The organism is Roseovarius sp. SCSIO 43702 (assembly GCF_019599045.1).
Taxonomy (GTDB): Bacteria; Pseudomonadota; Alphaproteobacteria; order Rhodobacterales; family Rhodobacteraceae; genus Roseovarius.
The window spans coordinates 360792-378624 of the sequence record NZ_CP080623.1 but is presented as its reverse complement, the minus strand read 5'-3'; the positions used below and the strand labels follow the sequence as shown (position 1 = coordinate 378624).

18 protein-coding genes and 1 pseudogene are annotated in these 17833 nt (G+C 67.1%); 11 read left to right on the top strand and 8 right to left on the bottom strand.

Annotation, left to right across the window (positions count from 1 at the left end):
* The first annotated feature begins 51 nt into the window (after positions 1 to 51).
* Positions 52 to 270, top strand: a complete 219-nt coding sequence (locus K1T73_RS01735; RefSeq protein WP_220602290.1) for a hypothetical protein — start codon at positions 52 to 54, stop codon at positions 268 to 270.
* On the opposite strand, the gene K1T73_RS01730 is transcribed toward K1T73_RS01735, so the two are convergent.
* Positions 265 to 2817 carry a cation:proton antiporter gene (locus K1T73_RS01730; protein ID WP_220602289.1) on the bottom strand — a complete coding sequence of 851 codons (2553 nt, stop codon included), beginning with the start codon at positions 2815 to 2817 and terminating at the stop codon, positions 265 to 267. The genes K1T73_RS01735 and K1T73_RS01730 overlap by 6 nt on opposite strands.
* Positions 2818 to 3230: 413 nt before the next feature.
* Here K1T73_RS01730 and K1T73_RS01725 point away from each other — a divergent pair, with 413 nt between their 5' ends.
* From K1T73_RS01725 to K1T73_RS01705, 5 genes are all read left to right on the top strand, one after another.
* Entirely contained in the window at positions 3231 to 3521 is a 291-nt protein-coding gene (locus K1T73_RS01725; protein WP_220602288.1) for a DUF1127 domain-containing protein, read from the top strand.
* A 52-nt stretch (positions 3522 to 3573) separates the two neighbouring features.
* Positions 3574 to 4053: a Dps family protein gene (locus K1T73_RS01720; protein WP_220602287.1), complete on the top strand. Its 480-nt coding sequence runs from the start codon at positions 3574 to 3576 to the stop codon at positions 4051 to 4053.
* A 226-nt stretch (positions 4054 to 4279) separates the two neighbouring features.
* On the top strand, positions 4280 to 4444 hold the full coding sequence (locus K1T73_RS01715) for a hypothetical protein (protein ID WP_220602286.1): 165 nt from the start codon (positions 4280 to 4282) through the stop codon (positions 4442 to 4444).
* Positions 4445 to 4547: 103 nt separating this feature from the next.
* The gene (locus tag K1T73_RS01710) at positions 4548 to 5813 is read left to right on the top strand and encodes a sulfite oxidase (protein ID WP_220602285.1); all 1266 of its coding nucleotides are present in this window, start codon (positions 4548 to 4550) and stop codon (positions 5811 to 5813) included.
* A gap of 59 nt (positions 5814 to 5872) precedes the next feature.
* Entirely contained in the window at positions 5873 to 6268 is a 396-nt protein-coding gene (locus K1T73_RS01705; RefSeq protein WP_220602284.1) for a cytochrome C-552, read from the top strand.
* A gap of 10 nt (positions 6269 to 6278) precedes the next feature.
* On the opposite strand, the gene K1T73_RS01700 is transcribed toward K1T73_RS01705, so the two are convergent.
* The 7 genes and pseudogenes from K1T73_RS01700 to K1T73_RS01675 form a co-directional block, all read right to left on the bottom strand.
* The gene (locus K1T73_RS01700; protein WP_220602283.1) at positions 6279 to 6959 is read right to left on the bottom strand and encodes an alpha/beta hydrolase; all 681 of its coding nucleotides are present in this window, start codon (positions 6957 to 6959) and stop codon (positions 6279 to 6281) included.
* Positions 6956 to 7903 (bottom strand): ring-cleaving dioxygenase, encoded by a 948-nt coding sequence (locus K1T73_RS01695; protein WP_220602282.1) that lies wholly within the window; start codon positions 7901 to 7903, stop codon positions 6956 to 6958. The genes K1T73_RS01700 and K1T73_RS01695 overlap by 4 nt, the downstream gene beginning before the upstream one ends.
* A gap of 22 nt (positions 7904 to 7925) precedes the next feature.
* The gene (locus tag K1T73_RS17795) at positions 7926 to 8888 is read right to left on the bottom strand and encodes a pirin family protein (RefSeq protein ID WP_259400514.1); all 963 of its coding nucleotides are present in this window, start codon (positions 8886 to 8888) and stop codon (positions 7926 to 7928) included.
* A gap of 147 nt (positions 8889 to 9035) precedes the next feature.
* A pseudogene (locus tag K1T73_RS17790) lies at positions 9036 to 9881 on the bottom strand (DUF5996 family protein); the annotation flags it as partial.
* The gene (locus K1T73_RS01685; RefSeq protein ID WP_220602280.1) at positions 9878 to 10504 is read right to left on the bottom strand and encodes a glutathione S-transferase family protein; all 627 of its coding nucleotides are present in this window, start codon (positions 10502 to 10504) and stop codon (positions 9878 to 9880) included. The gene K1T73_RS01685 and the pseudogene K1T73_RS17790, both read right to left, overlap by 4 nt.
* Positions 10505 to 10589: 85 nt before the next feature.
* Positions 10590 to 11150, bottom strand: coding sequence for an NADPH-dependent FMN reductase (locus tag K1T73_RS01680; RefSeq protein ID WP_220602279.1), 561 nt, complete (start codon positions 11148 to 11150; stop codon positions 10590 to 10592).
* A 262-nt stretch (positions 11151 to 11412) separates the two neighbouring features.
* Complete coding sequence (locus tag K1T73_RS01675; RefSeq protein ID WP_220602278.1) at positions 11413 to 12309, bottom strand: LysR family transcriptional regulator; 897 nt, start codon at positions 12307 to 12309, stop codon at positions 11413 to 11415.
* Positions 12310 to 12475: 166 nt separating this feature from the next.
* Between K1T73_RS01675 and K1T73_RS01670 the strand changes: the two genes are divergently transcribed.
* From K1T73_RS01670 to K1T73_RS01650, 5 genes are all read left to right on the top strand, one after another.
* A complete protein-coding gene (locus tag K1T73_RS01670; RefSeq protein WP_220602277.1) occupies positions 12476 to 12907 on the top strand; it encodes a magnesium transporter MgtE N-terminal domain-containing protein in 432 nt (143 codons plus the stop codon).
* A 173-nt stretch (positions 12908 to 13080) separates the two neighbouring features.
* Positions 13081 to 13749, top strand: a complete 669-nt coding sequence (locus tag K1T73_RS01665; protein WP_220602276.1) for a YoaK family protein — start codon at positions 13081 to 13083, stop codon at positions 13747 to 13749.
* A 161-nt stretch (positions 13750 to 13910) separates the two neighbouring features.
* On the top strand, positions 13911 to 14969 hold the full coding sequence (locus K1T73_RS01660; RefSeq protein ID WP_220602275.1) for a 2,3-butanediol dehydrogenase: 1059 nt from the start codon (positions 13911 to 13913) through the stop codon (positions 14967 to 14969).
* A gap of 30 nt (positions 14970 to 14999) precedes the next feature.
* Positions 15000 to 16148 carry a hypothetical protein gene (locus K1T73_RS01655; RefSeq protein ID WP_220602274.1) on the top strand — a complete coding sequence of 383 codons (1149 nt, stop codon included), beginning with the start codon at positions 15000 to 15002 and terminating at the stop codon, positions 16146 to 16148.
* A 209-nt stretch (positions 16149 to 16357) separates the two neighbouring features.
* The gene (locus K1T73_RS01650; protein ID WP_220602273.1) at positions 16358 to 17827 is read left to right on the top strand and encodes an MFS transporter; all 1470 of its coding nucleotides are present in this window, start codon (positions 16358 to 16360) and stop codon (positions 17825 to 17827) included.
* Positions 17828 to 17833: the final 6 nt, after the last annotated feature.

The following is a 17833-nucleotide window of genomic DNA, read 5'->3' as shown; positions in this document are numbered from 1 at the left end:
AGGCGATCACTGCGCGCGTAACCTTGTCGCATCATCAGTTGGAGGTCTGCCTTGGCGTATTTCGGTAAATATGAAACTCCGGAGGAGCTTCTGCGCGACGACAGTCTGAGCCGCGACGAGAAGATCAGGATGCTGGAAGACTGGCGGGACGACAAGAAGGACTACATGCGCGCCACCGAGGAGGGCATGGTGGGCGAGGATCGCACGGAGCGTCTCCGGCAGATCAAGAAGGCCCTGGCGACGCTGCAGGACGAGCCGCCGCGATCATGACGCCGCGTCGGCGTCCTGCGCGGCCGCGGGGCGCTCGGACGCGGTCGCGACCTTGAGCGAGAATTGCTCGGCGGGAATGCCGCGCTTCCGGGCGCTTTCCAGCACCGCGGCCTGAAGGACCTTGCTCCGCTTGAAGAGCCGCAGGAAGCGGTCCTCGTCGAGCACCAGCAGGGTCGTGGGGGCGATGGCCGTCACCTCGACGCGCTGCGGCCGGCGCATGAGCAGGCCCATCTGCCCGAACATCTCGCCCCGGCCCAGGCGCCACGTCTGGTTCGCCGCCTTCAGCTCCACCGCGCCGGAAGCCACGAAATAGACTCGCCGCGCCGGGGTCTCGCGGCGCAGGATGGTCTCGCCCACGTTCACGTAGCGCGTCTTGAGCGCGCGTGACAGGCGGGCGAGGACCGGCTCGTCCAGCTCCGAGAAAAGCGGGAACTGTCGGACCAGCTCGATCTTCTGGAGCGCGAGGTCGAGCAACGGCGCGGCCTCGGCGCGGTCGCGGCGGGCGCCGATATCGAGCGTCAGCGCGCTGTGCACCTCCTCGCCGATCAGCCCGTCCTCGAGCAGCGTGTCGTATTCGCGTTCCTCGAGCCGGAGCGCGGTGCGCCGGATGATGCGGCGTTCCATCTCCTCGGCGTAGCCGGGGAATTGCAGGCGCAGCCCCTCGAGCGCCTGCTCGACCATCTCGATCCTGCGGTCGAGCATCGCGTGCAGAAGTTCCGCCACCCGCCGACCGTGGATGCGCCGGATGCGGCCGTCGATGAACCCGTGCAGATCACGCAGGATCAGGCGTTGCGACAGCAGCAGGCCGAACCGCGTCGCCGTGATGTGGGCCAGCGGTTTCGAGAAGCGAAGCCGGTTGTGCAGGAACACGGCAAGCCGCAACCAGCGACCGAAACCGAGGCTGCGCCGCGCGGCGGCATTGTAGCCGTTGCGCCCGTTGAAGCGCGATGCCTCGATCAGCGCGTCGGCATCCGAGAGAAGCCGCTCGGAGAGCGCGGACGAGATCGTCCTGTCGCGGAACCGGTCGACGATCACGTCCCGCTCGGCACTGGCCAGCGCAATGAGGCCCAGCGTGATGCGGTCCCGGTCGGGGATGTCGGTCGCGTCGTCGGCCGTCTTGACCACCGCGTCCAGCCGCTCGCCGAAGCGCTTGGCCTCGGACCTGATCGTCTCCTTCGTCAGGTCGTAGCTCTCGGTCGCGCGGGCGAGGTCCGCCCGCACGGTCTGAAGCGCGACCGCGATCACCTGGTTGTAGAGCGCGTTGTCGAGCGGCGAGAGCTTGTCGAGACCGAGCCACCCGATCACCCAGCGCAGCGTCGTCCCCTGCACCAAGAGCGTGAAGAGCGTGAAGCCCGTGGCGAGGATCGCGACCTGCCGCTTGATCTCGACGGGAACCAGCGCGCTTTCGGTGACGGCCAGCGCCAGCGACAGGGTGACGGCCCCGCGCAGCCCGCCCCAGAGGATCGCCACGCGGTAGGGCCGCTCGACCACCGGCGAGAGGCGCAGGCGGGTCAGCAGCGGCAGAAGGAGGTAGAGGATGAGCGCCCGCGCCGCGATGGCCGCGATCACCACCACGAGGATGAGGCCGAGGTCGCGCAACTGCACGCTTTGCAGCATGCGCGGGACCAGCAGGGCCGCGAGGATGAAGATGAGCGCCCCCGCCCAATGCGCCAGCAGGTCCCAGACCTCGCGCAGGTTGGTCCACGTGGGCGGCGGCAGGCGCCGGGGACCCGTCAGTTGCAGCGTCATCGCCGCGATCACCACGGCGATCACGCCGGAGGCGCCGACGCTTTGCTCGGCCACGATATAGGCAAGGTAGGGCAGCGCGATGGACACCGAGATGACGGCCAGTTCGTAGCGCGCGAAAAGCGACATGATCCAGATCGCGATACGCGCGGCGATCCAGCCGGTGATGACCCCGCCCACCAGCAGCACGGGAAACCGCGCCAGCGCATCCCCGACCGAGGGGTCGGGCGCGCCCGCCCTGACATATTCGAGGAACAGCGCCGCCAGGGCGATCGCCGCCGCGTCGTTGAGCAGGCTTTCGCCCTCGATGATCCGCGCCAGCCGCCGCGGCGCCGAGATCGAGCGGAAGATGCTGACCACCGCCGAGGGGTCCGTGGTCGAGACGATCGCGCCCACCAGCAATGCCGCCGACAGGGTGAGCGTGCTGACCAGCGCCAGCGAATAGCCGACCACGAATGTCGCCACGAAGACCGCCACCACGGCGAGCACGAGGATCGGCACCCAGTCATCGGCCATCCGGCGCAGGTTGAGACCGAGCGTCACCTGGAACACCAGCGTGGGCAGGAACACGTAAAGGAACACGTTGGACCGGATCGGCAGGGCGAGGATCGCCTCGGCCACCGGGTTCAGCGCGTCGGTCAGGTCGGTATAGAGAAAGAAGCTCGCCGCCACCCCGATCAGGATCCCGAGACAGGCGATGATCACCGCGTAGGGCAGCCGCAGGTAGCTCGCCAGCGGCTCGGCCGCGCCGATGAGCAGGAAGAGCGACGCGATGACGGTGGTGATCAGAACGATGTCCATGTTTTCGAGATACCAGAAAATCCGCCCTGGGAAAGACGAACCACGGCTCTCTCGGTGCCGTGGTCGATCGGCGGCACGCGGCGCGCGGCGCGCAGAATGGTTGCATAAGGGGCACAGGTGCGGCCCGTTCGGCACGGCCGGCTTGAAAGGGCGGGGGCGAATGGCCATCTCAAGGTCATGACGATGTTCAGCTTCCATAAGAGGTTCCTGCTTAACGCGGGAAAGCTACTGAACCGCCGGTAACCCCGGGCGGGCGGGCCAAGACCTGTCCACGCCTCGGGGGTTCCTGATCTCTCTTCGATCACATGAACAAGATGATGGCGCCCAGGCGCGGCCGACGGATCACGTCGTCGCGCATCCGCAATTCGGCCACCGTCATCTCGGCAATATCAGTCTCTGAATTGGAGGATACCATGTCCATCTACATCACTCGCGAAATGCTCTGGGAAGAAGCGCAGGACAGCAAGCGCAGCAAGCCGCGCAACATCCTGAACCGGCTGGTCCGTCCGGTCGTCCGGCAATGGAAACGCAACGCGACGATCTCCGAACTCAGCGCCCTGAGCGATGCCCAGTTGCGGGATATCGGCATTCACCGCGGCGAGATCCCCCATGTCGCGCGTGGCATGAGCGACCGCGACCTGGGATTGCGCCCGCTCGCCTCGTCCGCGCGGCGCGACCGTCGCCCGCAGCACGTCCTGCAATAAACGCGACCGCTCTTCCGCACCCCATCCCGAACGCTCATGACAGGAGGCCGACATGACCACGAAACAGGACACGAAACCCACCGCAAGCATCTCGAACGTCGCGTCGGTGACGGATGCGCTGACCGAGGTTCTGGCGGATACGTACCGTCTCGTGCTGAAGTCGCACATCTACCACTGGAACGTGACCGGCCCGCTTTTCGTGTCGGTGCATGACCTCACCGAAGAGCATTACCGGGACATGTTCACGGCCGCGGACGTTCTGGCCGAGCGCATCCGCGCGCTGGGCAAGGTGGCGATGATCGCCCCCGCGAACCTCGCCGCCGGCGCCGATGGGCGTGACGCGGACGCAAACCTGCCGGCGAAGGAGATGATCGCCGACCTGCGCGACGATCACGACCGGCTCGCCGCGCGGATGCGCGCGCTTGTCGGAACGGCCGAAGCGGCGGACGATCCGGTGACGGCGGACCTCGCCACCACGCGCGCCGACTTCCACGAGAAGGCCGCCTGGATGCTGCGCGCGCTGGCCACCTGACCGCGTTCGCGGCGCCCCTTCGACCGACACGAGGCCCCGGCACACGCCGGGGCTTTTCGCATGATGGTGTTACCGACCGTCCCGTTTCCGGCTATACGCGGGGGCGACAGCCCGGCCTGCCGCCGGACGAGACGCACCGGGATCGACGCCATGACCCAGAATTTCGGCGCTGGTCGCGTCCTTCTTCGTGTTCGAATCGGTGATCGCGATCGCATACGCGGTATTCATGCTCTTCAGCGTCCGCTCGGTGCCGCAACTCCCCGAGGAGGAACGCGAGAAATTCGTGCCGCTTCCCGATACCACCTCCGTGGCGATGGCGCTCGATCCGCGCACGGAACCAGAGCCACCGGGCGACCCGGACGCGGGCGAAGCGGCCGAAAACCGCCCGTAGATCAAAGGCCCGGCACCTCCCCCCCGCCCGCCTGTCGCCAGATAAACTTGCAAAGGCACCGACTTCCGCTAGGCTTATTGACGTAGCGTAAGGAGTTCATGCCATGACCGACCGGAAATCACACGACATCGTGACCGAACAGGAGACCGCGGACGAACCCGCCCGCCGGACCTTCATGAAAACCACGGGGCTGACGGCGCTGGGCGCCTATGTCGGCATGAACATCCCCTTCGAGGACAACCTGATGGCCCTGGCCCAGGGCATGAGCGAAGAGGACATCATGGCAGGCAAGGAAGGCCTGATCCTGATGAACGACAAGCCGCTCAATGCCGAAACGCCCGCGCATCTCCTCGATGACGAGGTGACACCCTACGAGCATTTCTTCATCCGCAACAACGGCCACGTCCCCGACACGGCGCTCGAGATGGATGCCGAGGGATGGACCCTGACCATCGACGGCGAGGTCGAGACGCCGCTGGAGCTGACGATCGACGACCTCAAGGAACAGTTCGAAGTCGTGACCAAGCGGCTGGTCATCGAATGCGGCGGCAACGGGCGGGCCTTTTTCGTGCCCGGCGCGTCGGGCAACCAGTGGACCACCGGCGCTGTGGGTTGCGCGGACTGGACGGGTGTGCGGCTGGCCGATGTTCTGAACGCGGCGGGGATCAAGGACACCGCCGTCTACACCGCCCATTACAGCAACGACCCGCACCTGTCCTACGATCCCGACAAGGACGCGATCTCGCGCGGGGTGCCGATCGAGAAGGCGCTGGCCGAGGGCGGCATCATCGCCTGGGAGATGAACGGCGAGCCGATCCCGGCGGTCCACGGCTTCCCGCTGCGCGTGATCAATCCGGGCTATCCCGGCTCGGCCTCGCAGAAGTTCCTGACCCGGATCTGGATCCGCGACCAGGTGCATGACGGCGCCAAGATGACCGGCTATTCCTACCGCCTGCCCGCCTATCCCGTGGCTCCCGGCACCGAGGTGCCCGAGGAGGACATGGTCATCATGACCGAGATGCCGGTCAAATCGCTCATCACCTTCCCGCGCACCGGCACCGAGACGCCGGCCGAGCAGGCGACCGAGGTGCGCGGCCATGCGTGGTCCGGCAATGGCGATGTCGCGGCGGTCGACGTCTCCATCGACTTCGGCCAGACCTGGATCGAGGCCGAGCTCGACGCGCCGAAGAACAAGTTCGCATGGCAGCGCTTCCGCGCCGACGTGACCCTGCCCGAGGCGGGCTATTACGAGGTGTGGGCACGGGCGACCGACATGAACGGCGTCTCGCAGCCGCCGGTGGTGCCGGGCTGGAACCCGCGCGGATACGGCAACAACATGCAGCATCGCATCGCGCTGATCGCCACCTGAGACCGACCCCGGAGCCGGGCGCCCTGCCCGGTTCCGCCTCCCCGACCAAGGATGCCGACATGAAGAAGACGCCGACAGTCCTGCGCGCCACGCTCTGTGCGACGGCCCTCCTGATCGCGACTGCCGGGCACGCGCAGGACGCCTACGATCCGATGCGACCGGCCGCGAATCCGCTGGCCCCCGCGGCCGGGGCGACGCCGGAGCCCGAGACGCCCGAGGCGGAGCCCGATCCCGAGCTGGGGAACCTGCCCGCGGGGCCGGGCGCGGAGGAGACGTATTACCAATGCGTCGCCTGCCACTCGACCGCGATCATCCGGCAGCAACGCCTGAGCGATGAGCGCTGGGACTACCTGTGGACTTGGATGATCGAGGACCAGGGCATGGTGGAGCCCGACGAGGAGACCAAGGAATTGATCCTCACCTATCTCAAGACGCATTTCTCGTCCGAGCGCTGAGCGCGGCACCTTATCCGGCGGTGTTGAGGACGGCGCGCAACGCGCTGATGTCATCCTCGAGGATTCCGTGCCCCGCGCCGGGATGGATGCGGGTCGTGACCGCCGCGCCGAGGTCGCGGAACACCGCCTCCGTGGTCCTGACGCGCGCGAGCGGGATATGCGGATCGCGTTCGTGGCAGCTCAGCAGGACGGGCGTCCCGTCGAGACGGCCCTCGTAGGCGAAGGCCTTCTCGGCATGGCCGTAAAGCGCCGCCTGCGGCGGGCCGCCGGCCTCGCCCGTCCCGACCAGCCCGCCCGAGAGCCCCGCCACGCAGGCGAAGGGCGTGCCCGCCCGCGCCGCATGTTCGAGCGCGAGGCAGGCGCCCTGGCTGAACCCGAGGATCACCGTCCGGTCGGGGCCGAACCCCTCCCGCCGCAGCTCGTCCGAAAGACGCCCGACCACGCCCAGCGCCGAGCCGAGCCCCGGCTCGTTGGCGGCAAGCGGGGCGAGGAAGCTGTCGGGCCACCATGAATTTCCCGCGGCCTCGGGCGCGCGGATGGCGATATCCGGCAGGCCGAGATACCCGGCCAGCCCCTCCATGTCCTCGGGGGCGCCGCCGCGCCCGTGCAGCATGATCATCACCAGCCGCGCCCGCGCCAGCGGCGCGCCGGCCGAGAGGACGCGGCCCCCGGCATGTGGATCGCGGGTCATTGCCGGCCCCCTTTCGGAAGGGTGATCGGCGGGAGAACACGGTCGATCTGGTCGCGCAGATGCGCGTGCTGCGCGGGCAGCTTCAACTCCTCTCCCAGCGCATCCATCGGCTCGTCCGTGGCAAAGCCCGGCGGATCGGTCGCGATCTCGAACAGCACGCCGCCCGGTTCGCGAAAGTAGATCGCGTTGAAATACTGCCGGTCGATCTGCGGCGTCACGTCGAAGCTCCGGTCGCGCAGCATCTCCTGCCAGCGCATCTGCACCTCGTCCGTCTCGGCGCGGAACGCGACGTGGTGGATCGAGCCCGCCCCCTGCCGCCCGATGGAGGGCGCGTCGCAGGTGATCAGGTCGACGACCGATCCACGCCCCTCGCCCTGCGCCACGAAACGAAAGCGGTTTTCGCCGGGGCGTGCCGCCTCGTCCGCGCTGGCATAGCCGAACACGTCGGTCAGCAGCCGCGCCGTGGGGTCCGGGTTCTCGAGCCAGAGGGTGACCGAGTGGAAACCGTCATCCACGGGCGTCTCCGCACCGCCGCCGCCCGCGCGGTCCGTCTCGATCAGTTCGACCCGCAGCCCGTCGGGATCGCTGAGCGCGATCATCCGCTCGCCGAACCGTTCGGCCGGGCCGTCGAAATCGACCGCCGCCTCGGCCAGCGCCATCATCCACGCATCGAGCCCGCCCATTGGCACCGCGTAGGCCACGGCGCTCGCCATCCCCGGCCCGGCGCGGCCGGGACCGGCATCCACGAAGGGAAAGAAGGTCAGGATGCTGCCGGGTTCGGCCCGCGCGTTGCCGTAGTAGAGATGGTAGGTGTCCGGCGCGTCGAAATTCACCGTCTTCTTGACCAGCCGTTGCAGGAGCGTGCCGATGTAGAAATCGACATTCGCCTGCGGCGGGCCGGAAATCGCGGTGACGTGATGCAGGCCGGGGATCGCCTGGGTCATGGCCTTGTCCTTTCGCGGGGGCTCAGGGGTAGTGCACCCCACCGACGGCGCGGCGCGGCTTGCCGATATCCTCGGGCAGCGGGATGAAATCCTCCTCGTCGCCCGGCACGGTGTCGAACCGGCCACGCGCCCATTCCTGCTTCGCGGCCTCGATGCGTTCGGGGCGGGACGAGACGAAATTCCACCAGATATAGCGCGGCCCGCCCATCGGCGCGCCGCCGAACAGCATGAAGCGCGCGGAAGAAGCCGCCTTGACCGTGATCGCGTCACCGGGGCGCAGCACGAGAAGCTGGGCAGGCTCGAACCGGTCGCCCGCGATCTCGATCTCGCCCGAGATCGTGTAGAGCGCGCGTTCCTCGTAGGCGGCGTCGATGGGCACGCTGCGGCCCGCCGCAAGCTCGATATCGGCATAGAGGGTCTCGGATGCCGTTTTGAGACCGGATGTCTTGCCGAAAGCCTGCCCCGCGATGATCCGCGCCTTGATCCCGTCGCTGTCCGGCACCGGCAGGTCGTCCGATCCGTAATGGATGAAATCGGGCGCCGATTCCTCGTCCGCCTCGGGCAGCGCCATCCAGGTTTGCAGGCCGAAGAGCCGCTGGCCGTTCTGGCGCTTCTCCTCGGAAGTGCGCTCGGAATGCACGATCCCCTCACCCGCCTTCATCCAGTTCACCGCGCCGGGGCGGATGGTCTGCTCGGTTCCCAGCGAATCGCGGTGCAGGATCTCGCCCTCGAAAAGGTAGGTCAGCGTGGCGAGGTTGATATGCGGTTGCGGGCGCACGTCGATGCCCTGGTCGGTCAGGAACTCCGCCGAGCCCATCTGGTCGAAGAAGATGAACGGCCCGACCATCTGCCGCTTGGTCGAGGGCAGCGCGCGGCGCACCTCCATCTCGCCCAGGTCGACGGCGCGCGGCACGATCAGGGTTTCGATGGCGTTGACGGTATCCGCGTCACCGAGCACGGGATCGGGGCATGGGGAGTAGCTCATTTCGGGTCTCCTTGATGGTCTGGCATGAGGTGGGGATGAACGGGTCGCGGCACGCGCGGCTCCCCGATCTCGCATTCGAGCGCGGCGCGGTCCCAGCTTCCGGTATTGGCCGCGGCGGCATAGGTGGTCTGGAGGCTGGAGGAACGACATGAGCGTCGCGCCCGGATCATCGCTGTCCCGCACCGCGGCATAGGGCAGGAGGAATTCGCCCAGCGTCCCATCGAACCGGGCCGCCGCCGGTTCCGTCGGCTGGTTGGCGAAACCCTCGGGCGTCGGGTAGGCGTAGGCATAGAACATCGGCTCCTCCACCCCGCCGCCACCGGGCCAGAACCCGGCCGAGGACACCTCGTGGCTATACGCCTCCTGCGCCACGTCGTCGGGCAGGTTCGGGATGCCCGCCGGGTGCAGCGGGGCAAGCCGCCCGGAAAACCGCGTGACGGCCAGATCGAACGAGCCCCAGAAAAGATGCACGGGCGACACCTTGCCGATGAAGCCGGTGCGGAAGCGCTCGAACACCGGCACGATGCGCAACAGCGCGCCGTGAAAGCGCGCCACCGCGTCGGAATCATAGGGCCGCCGGTCGGTATCCTCGGCGAAGGGCACCGGATCGGGCAACTCGTTCGGGGCGCCATGGATGTCGAACGTGCCGCCCACCGCTTCGACGGCGGCGCGGGTGCGGTCGTGGAACTCCGCCGCGCTCATCGGCCCCAGCGCGAAGCCGTCGCGCGCGCCGCCATCCGCCTCGGCCACCAGCCGGTGATCGACGAGATCGAGCGTCAGCGTCACGCAGCCGCCCGCCTCGTGCACCGGTCCGGTGGTGAGCCCGCGTGGCGTCACGTAGAGCGTCGCGTGCCACGAATGGCTGACCCAGGGCGTATGCGCGAGGCGATACTTGCCCAGGATCTGCACCCAGAGGTGCAGCGCGGCGCAGGTCTCGGCCCAATCCGTATACCCAAGCTCGGGCCACGGCGCGTCTTGACCCGTGCGGCTCATCCGATCGGCTTCATGTTCTGGCGCTCGAGGGCCGTCTGCACGCCCTTGTCGGCCTCCATCCGCGCCATGTGCCGTTTCAGCGCCGGATAGTCGTCGTAATCGAGCGGTGTCTGATCGACCCAGCGCGTCAGCACATAGAGGAACGTGTCGGCAAAGCTGCGTTTCCCGAGATACCACTCGCCGCCATTCTCGCTCAGGATGCCGTCCATGCGCTTGTAATGGCGGCCGAGCTTCTCATAGGTCTTGCGCTTGACCTCCTCGATGCCGGCATCTGTCTCGGCGAAGTTCTGCGGGCCGAAATGCCCGCCGTAATCGGCGTGGACTTCCGAGGTCATGTAGGACAACGCCTCGGCCTCTTTCCGGCCCAGTTCCGTGTCGCGCCCATAGCCTGCCTTGCCGTGGGTCGCGCCCAGCCAGGCGAGGATCGCCGACGCCTCGGTCAGCACGTCGCCGTCCTCGAACTTCACCGCGGGCACCTTGCCCTTGGGGTTGATCGACAGGTAGTCGTCCTTCTTGTGATCGCCATAGGCCATCGCATGCACCTCGACAGGAGCGTCGAGCCAGGCAATCGCGATGTTCGGCGAAAGCGAGCATGTTCCGGGCATCGTGTAGAGTGTCGGCATCGAGGTATCTCCTTCCGGTGTTCCGTGATCCGGGTCCATGAGAGGATCCGGTGAGTGACAGTCGGGTTCCGGGCGCGGCGGGCCGTCAGCGGCGATGCGATGCCGCGAACCCGGCGAACCCGGCAAGAAAATCCGCGAGCCGCCCGCGCATCGCGTCGTCGGTCATGCGGCCCGTATCGTCAAACACGCCCCCCGCGCGGGAGACCATGAGCCGCCCCTCGAACCACGGGCGCGTGCCCAGCGTGCGCAACACGCCCAGCCATGCGTCCTGCGCGAGGATCGTGCCGAACCCGCCGGGGGAGGCGCCGAGCACCGCCACCGGCTTGCCGCCATAGACGCGGGCGATGTCGCCCGCCGGGCGGGTCGTCCAGTCGATGGCGTTCTTGAACACGCCGGGAAGCGAGTTGTTGTATTCCGGGGTAAAGAGCAGCAGCCCATCCGCCCCGGCGATCTGCTCCTTCAGCGTCTCGACGGCGGGCGGGACGCCGCTCGCCTCTTCCTCGTCCGCATCATAAAGCGGGATACCGGCGATGCTGCCCTCCGTCAGCGTGCTGCCTTCGGGCATCAGGTCCACCGCCGTGCGCAGCAGGGCGGTGTTGAAGGACGCCCGGCGCAGGCTTCCCGATATTCCAAGGATCCGTATCATGAAATCGCTCTCTCCCTATCATCTCATTCTCGGTCAATCTCGGTCACGGTCTGCAATGCCCCTCGACGTAAGACCGGTCGGCCTTCCGTCCAGCGGCACAAGCACAACTTCGCTCGCCGCGCCGATCCATGTTCCGTCGAGAGGAATATCGGTTAACCCGCGTTGATTGATAATATGCCACCCGATCAGCACACTAATTCCATAAGGTTGATAATGTAACGAGCCGAATGCCGCGCGTCTCACCGCACCGGGCGGATCATGCTCAGAGGCGATCGGCATCCCGAATATCCTCGGCTGCGAAATCTATGAGCGCGCGCACCTTCCTCGGCAGGGTCCGCCCTTCGAGATAGACCACGTTGATCGGTCCGCCATCGCAATCGTAACCCTTCAGAAGATGCACGAGGCGCGCGGCCCCGGGATGCCCGTCAAGCGCGAAGCGCGGCACGTAGGCGATTCCCATGCCCTCGGCCGCCAATTGCACCGCGGCCCGCGCCGAATTGACGTGAAACCGCCCCTGGACATCCGCGATCACCTCGGCCCCGTCGCAAACGAAGCTCCATTTCCGGGGCGATTTCCGGTTCGTATCGACGATGCAGGTATGGCGCGACAGATCCTCGTGGTATTCCGGGGTGCCGTGGCGTTCAAGATAGTCCGGGCTCGCGACGACCGCGCTGCGGAATGAGCCGAGCTTGCGGCTCTTGACCGTCAGCGTGTCGGAGTGACCCAGCCGGAACGCCAGGTCGATCCCGTCGCTGGCAAGATCGACGAACTTGTCGCTCAGCCGAAGATCGAAGGCCAGCTTCGGGTTGGCTTGGGCAAAGCGGCCGATCATGCCGATCACGTAGGTCTCTCCGAAGATCACGGGTGCCGCGATGCGGATCGTCCCGGTCAGCCCGCATTCGCCCTTGGTCGCATCGGTCAGCAGGTCGTCGAACTCATCCAGCAGCGCAGGGGCCCGCGCGAAAAGGTCCTCGCCCGCCGGGGTCAGACCGACCTTGCGGGTCGTTCTCTGAAGCAGACGCACGCGCAGGCGCGCTTCGAGCTCGGCGACGTATTTCGATGTCAGGCGATTCGAGATTCCCAATTGATCCGCCGCCGCCGTGAAAGAGCCGGTCTGGGCGGTGGCGACGAAGGCCCTGAGTTGATCGAGAACGTCCATGGCATCCGATTGCGAACATTTCGGCGATAGTCATTCCATACAATGTCCATTTCGCAGACCGAATACAAACCCTAACTCTTGGGCAGGTCGACGGGGCCGATGGCGCCCCGGATCGAAACGAAATCACAGTCTCCCCCTTTCGCGGAGACCAGAAAGGAGCAACACCATGCGTATCGCATCAATCATCGCAATCATCGCGGCAACCACGACTCCGGCCCTTGCCTCCATCGACATCGAGAAACGCGGGCCGGCGGGCCACGAGCTTACCAACTCGCTCATCGGTTTCTCCCAGCCGGTCCAGCTCGTCGAACTGAGCGACCAGGAGCGCGAAGACCTCTTCGCAGAACTGAGCGAGCAGGAGCGCGAAGGCCTCTTTGCCGAGCTGAGCGACCAGGAGCGCGAAGGCCTCTTCGCAGAACTGAGCGAGCAGGAGCGTGAAGACCTCTTCGCAGAACTGAGCGAGCAGGAACGCGAAGACCTGTTCGCCGAGCTGAGCAAGCAGGAGCGCGAAGACCTCTTCGCCGAGCTGAGCAAGCAGGAGCGTGAAGACCTCTTCGCAGAACTGAGCGAGCAGGAACGGAACGCCGGGATCGCCTGATCTAGCCCCTGCTCTCCCAATTCAAGGCCACCGGCACTGCCGGTGGCCTTTCGCGTTGGAACGGGCGGAGATCCCCACGGGAAAGCCGCTCGGCGCGGATGACTTCTGGCATCCCGTGCCGGATAGTGGTGAAAACGGGTCGAGGCCCCCGGCGCGATGGAAGAGGCGTTGACGTGATCACCAAGCTTCCCAACTGGATCGAATACGGCGCGTTCCTGCTGGCGGCGATCGCGGGGTTCGTGAACTCCGTGGGGCTTCTGGGCCTCGACCACGTGGCCTTGTCGCATGTCTCGGGCACGACGAGCCTTTTCGGCGTCGCGATCTTCGAGGGCGCCATGACCGACGCAGGGTTGCTGGCCGCACTCCTCTGCGCCTTCTTCCTCGGCTCGGTCATATCCGGCCTCGTGGTGCGCGATACCGCGTTGCGGCTAGACCGGCGCTACGACACCGCGCTCATGGTCGAGGCGCTGCTCATCCTTGTCGCCTACGGGCTCCTGTCGGCGGGATCGCCCTTCGGACATCTCGCGGCCGCCATGGCCTGCGGAGTTCAGAACGCGCTTGCCACGACCTATAGCGGCGCGGTCGTCCGCACCACGCACCTGACGGGGATATTCACCGATCTCGGGATCATGGTGGGCTCTTTCCTGCGGGGCGAGACCTTCGGAAAGCGCAAGGCGATCCTCTTCCTGCTGATCATCGGCGGCTTCGTGGCCGGAGGGGCGGCGGGGGCCTGGCTCTTCGGTCTCTTCGGGTTCGGGGCGCTTCTGGCGCCGGCGCTGATGTGCGCGGCCCTCGCCCTCGCGTTTCGCGTCTATCGCGCCGCGCAGCTCACCGGCAGATAGCGCGGTTTGCCGGGAAATCCCGGCCATGATCCGCGCGGCATTGCCGCAGATCAATGCCCGACGGGAATCATCCGGTATCCCGGGAGGTGAACAAGGTCGGATGGCCCGTGAAACCCTCGCGGTCGAAGCCGACTCAACCCGGATCGAAAAGGAGATTTCCGATGAAAGCTGCACGCTGGCACGGGCCCAAGGACATTCGCGTCGAGAACATCGATGAACCGCAGGTCTCCGCCGGAGAGGTCAAGGTCAAGGTCGCCTGGACCGGCATCTGCGGCAGCGACCTGCACGAATACCTGGCCGGTCCGATCTTCATCCCCGTGGACGAGAAACATCCGCTCAGCCATGACAAGGCCCCGATCACCATGGGCCACGAATATTGCGGCGAGGTGGTGGAGCTGGGCGAAGGCGTCGAGGATATCGCCGTCGGCGACCGCGTCGCCATCGAGCCGATCTATAATTGCGGCAAATGCGACGCCTGCCGCGAAGGCCTCTACAACCTCTGCAAGGATCTCGGCTTCGTCGGCCTGTCCGGCGGCGCGGCCGGCTTTGCCGCCTATTCCGTGGTGCCTGCGCGCATGGCCCACAAGATGCCCGACGACCTGTCGATGGAGCAAGGCGCGCTGGTCGAACCCGCCGCCGTGGCGCTGCATGCGGTACGGGTGAGCAAGATCAAGGCGGGCGACACGGCGGCGGTCTTTGGCGCCGGCCCCATCGGCCTGCTGGTGGTCGAGGCGCTGCGCGCGGCCGGGGCCGCCGAGGTCTACGTGGTCGAGCCGTCCGAGGAACGCCGCGCCAAGGCGATGGAACTGGGTGCCACCCGCGCGATGGACCCGACCGAGACCGACGTGGTGGCCGAGATCCGCAAGGCCACGGGCAGCGGCGTTCACGTCGCCTTCGAGGTGACGGGCGTGCCGCAGGTCCTCGCGCAGACGATCGACTGCACCCGCCACGAAGGCCAGGCCCTCGTCGTGTCGATCTGGGAAAGCGAGGCGTCGTTTCAGCCCAACACCGTCGTGCTGAGCGAGCGGGATATCAAGGGCACCATCGGCTACCGCAACGTCTATCCGGCGGTGATGGAGCTGATGACGCGCGGCTATTTCCAGGCCGAGAACCTCGTCACCAGGCGGATCGAGATCGACGACATCGTGGAGAAGGGCTTCGACGCGCTCTCGAAGGAGAAATCGCAGGTCAAGATCCTGGTGAAGGCGCCCGCGGACTGATCCCGCCCCACCCTGGATTGGAGACACGACATGAACGAACTCGAACGCGATTACGAACCGGTGCTGCTGGCCGAACATGAAGGCCCCTGCATCTCGATCTACCAGCCGACCCACCGCACCTTCCCCGACCGCAAGCAGGATCCGATCCGCTTCGGCGGTCTGCTCAGGGAGGTGGAGGCATCGCTCGCGCGGCAACATGCCGACCGCGAAACCGAGGCGATCCTGCGCCCCTTGCGAGAGCTGGCCGAGGATGACCAGTTCTGGAACCACACGCTCGACGGGATCGCGGTCTTTGCCACGCCCGACCTGTTCCGCGTCTACGACCTTCAGCGCGCCGTGACCGAGAAGGCGATCGTCGCCGACAGTTTCCACACCAAGCCGCTCATGCGGATCCTGCAATCGGCGGACCGCTATCACGTGCTTGGCCTGAACCGCCACGAGGCGAGCCTTTTCGAGGGCAACCGCTACGCCCTCGACCCGGTGCCCTTCGGCGACGGGTTTCCGGGCACCAACGAGGCCCTGGTCGGCACGCGGGAGGGAGAGCCCGAGCGCACGAAACGCGCCCATGGCCCGGCCGGACCGGGCCGGACGACCCGCCACGGGATGAACGTCCGGCAGGCGTCGAGGGATAACGACACCAGGCAATTCTTCCGCTCCGTGTCGGACGAGGTTCTGAAAACCTATTCCCGCCCCTCCGGGCTTCCGCTTCTGCTGGCTGCCCTGCCCGAGCATCACCACATGTTCCGGGAGGTGAGCGACAACCCCTTCCTGATGGACAAGGCGATCAACGTGGATCCCGCCTCGGTCTCGACCGAGGAGCTTTGCGCGCGCGCATGGGAGATCGTGCTTCCCGAGTATCTCGAGCGGCTGGAACGGCTGAGCGAGCAGTTCGGCAACGCCCGTGCCGACGGCCGCGGCAGCGCGGACCTGACCGAGATCGGCAAGGCCGCCGCGGCGGGCCGCATCGCCACCCTGCTCATAGATGCCGATCGCGTGGTGCCCGGGCATCTCGATCCCGACACCGGCAGCATCACCTATGCCCGCCTCGAGGATCCCGGCGTCGACGATCTCTTCGACGACCTGGGCGAGCATACGCTGAAAGCGGGCGGCGACGTGGTCGTCGTCCCGCCCGAGCGGATGCCCTCGGACACGGGTCTCGCCGCGATCTTCCGGTTCTGAGACCGCGACGCCCCCGCCGGCCCCGCAAATTCGCGCCGGCGGGGGGCCCATCCCTCTCTCCACCCCCAGGCTCCCGCCCCCCCCGAGGTCGCGGGAGGTCCTGCGCTCTTGTCTTCCCGGCTTGCGTCCGGTCCAATGCGGTGCCGATGAATGAGGGGCCGCGCCGACCCGGCTTGCACCCGCCTGCCGTTCAGGGGATGACCGTGACCATGAAGCCATCATCCACCGAAACCACGAGCGTCGCCGGATCGCAGATCGCCGCTCCCGCCGACGCGGACCCCATAAGGTGGCGCATCCTTTTCGTCCTTCTGGTCACGATCTTCATGACGCTGGTCAGCGTCAGCATCGTGAACGTGGCCCTGCCCTCGATCCGGGTGGGCCTCGGCGCGACGGAATCCGACCTGCAATGGGTTCTCTCGGGCTACGCGCTGACCTTCGGCGTGGTCCTCGTCGCCGCCGGGCGCGCGGGCGACATCATGGGACGCGGCGGGCTGTTCCTGATCGGGGTGGCGATCTTCACGCTGTCATCGGTCGCGGCGGGGCTGGCCCCCGACGCCCATTCGCTCAACGCGGCGCGGTTCGTGCAAGGCGTCGGCTCGGGCCTGCTCAACCCGCAGGGGCTCGGGATGATCCAGCACTATTTCCGGGGTGACGCGCGCGGCAAGGCCTTCGGCTATTTCGGCACCACGGTGGGCTTCTCGGTCGCCATCGGCCCGGTGCTGGGCGGCCTGCTGATCGAGTTCGGCGGCGTCGATCTCGGCTGGCGGCTCACCTTTCTCGTCAACGTGCCCATCGGCATGCTCGCGATCGTGCTGGGGCTGATGTGGTTCCCGCGCCCGCTCATCCTGCGCCTGCCGCGCACGGGCAGCGGGCTGCGGTCGCTCGATCCGGTGGGATCACTGCTCCTGGGGCTGGCGGTGCTCGCGATCCTCTTTCCCTTCGTCGAGAGCGGCGGCGGCGCGGCGGTCTGGCTGCTCCTGCCCGCCGGTCTCGCGCTCGTCTGGCTCTGGGTCCAGTGGGAGCGCCGCTATGTCCGCCTCGGTCTCACGCCGATGGTCGATCTCAACATCTTCTCGACCCGCAGCTATACCAACGGCATCACCATCATGGCGCTCTACTTCATGGGCGTGACGAGCGTCTGGGTGCTGGTCGCGCTCTACGTGCAGGAGGGCGACGGCAAGACGGCGCTGCAATCCGCGGCCTTCGGCATCCCCGCCGCGCTGCTCTCGGCCTATGCCGCGCACTGGGCCGGCGACCGGGTCGGGCGCCTGGGCCGCAAGCTGGTCATCGGCGGGCTGCTGATCGCGCTTCTCGGCCTGACGCTCAGCATCGGCGTCGTGATCCTGTTCGAGACGGGGCATGTCAGCATCTGGTGGCTGATGGCGCCGCTTGCGCTGGTCGGGGTCGCGCAGGGCACGGTGATCAGTCCGAACCAGACTTTGACGCTGGCCGAGGTGCCGCTCGACTACGCGGGCAGTTCGGGGGCGATCATGCAGACCGGCCAGCGGATCGGCACGGCGGTCGGCATCGCGCTGATCACCGCCGCGGTCTTCGCCACGCTGGCGGCGACCTCCTGGGCGGTGGCGATGGTCGTTGGGTTCGGCCTCATCGCCTGCGTCGTCGTGCTGGCCCTGCTGGTCGCGATCAAGGACCAGCGCGAGCGGATGCAGCAGCGTTAGGCCCGC

Excerpts from the sequence above, each read along its gene's own strand:
- K1T73_RS01720 (WP_220602287.1), top strand. The coding sequence starts at position 3,574 with ATGACCACGAAACAGGACACGAAACCCACCGCAAGCATCTCGAACGTC.
- K1T73_RS01725 (WP_220602288.1), top strand. The coding sequence starts at position 3,231 with ATGTCCATCTACATCACTCGCGAAATGCTCTGGGAAGAAGCGCAGGAC.
- K1T73_RS01705 (WP_220602284.1), top strand. The coding sequence starts at position 5,873 with ATGAAGAAGACGCCGACAGTCCTGCGCGCCACGCTCTGTGCGACGGCC.
- K1T73_RS17795 (WP_259400514.1), bottom strand. The coding sequence starts at position 8,888 with ATGAGCTACTCCCCATGCCCCGATCCCGTGCTCGGTGACGCGGATACC.
- K1T73_RS01700 (WP_220602283.1), bottom strand. The coding sequence starts at position 6,959 with ATGACCCGCGATCCACATGCCGGGGGCCGCGTCCTCTCGGCCGGCGCG.
- K1T73_RS01660 (WP_220602275.1), top strand. The coding sequence starts at position 13,911 with ATGAAAGCTGCACGCTGGCACGGGCCCAAGGACATTCGCGTCGAGAAC.
- K1T73_RS01680 (WP_220602279.1), bottom strand. The coding sequence starts at position 11,150 with ATGATACGGATCCTTGGAATATCGGGAAGCCTGCGCCGGGCGTCCTTC.
- K1T73_RS01675 (WP_220602278.1), bottom strand. The coding sequence starts at position 12,309 with ATGGACGTTCTCGATCAACTCAGGGCCTTCGTCGCCACCGCCCAGACC.
- K1T73_RS01710 (WP_220602285.1), top strand. The coding sequence starts at position 4,548 with ATGACCGACCGGAAATCACACGACATCGTGACCGAACAGGAGACCGCG.
- K1T73_RS01655 (WP_220602274.1), top strand. The coding sequence starts at position 15,000 with ATGAACGAACTCGAACGCGATTACGAACCGGTGCTGCTGGCCGAACAT.
- K1T73_RS01670 (WP_220602277.1), top strand. The coding sequence starts at position 12,476 with ATGCGTATCGCATCAATCATCGCAATCATCGCGGCAACCACGACTCCG.
- K1T73_RS01695 (WP_220602282.1), bottom strand. The coding sequence starts at position 7,903 with ATGACCCAGGCGATCCCCGGCCTGCATCACGTCACCGCGATTTCCGGC.
- K1T73_RS01730 (WP_220602289.1), bottom strand. The coding sequence starts at position 2,817 with ATGGACATCGTTCTGATCACCACCGTCATCGCGTCGCTCTTCCTGCTC.
- K1T73_RS01650 (WP_220602273.1), top strand. The coding sequence starts at position 16,358 with ATGAAGCCATCATCCACCGAAACCACGAGCGTCGCCGGATCGCAGATC.
- K1T73_RS01715 (WP_220602286.1), top strand. The coding sequence starts at position 4,280 with ATGCTCTTCAGCGTCCGCTCGGTGCCGCAACTCCCCGAGGAGGAACGC.
- K1T73_RS01685 (WP_220602280.1), bottom strand. The coding sequence starts at position 10,504 with ATGCCGACACTCTACACGATGCCCGGAACATGCTCGCTTTCGCCGAAC.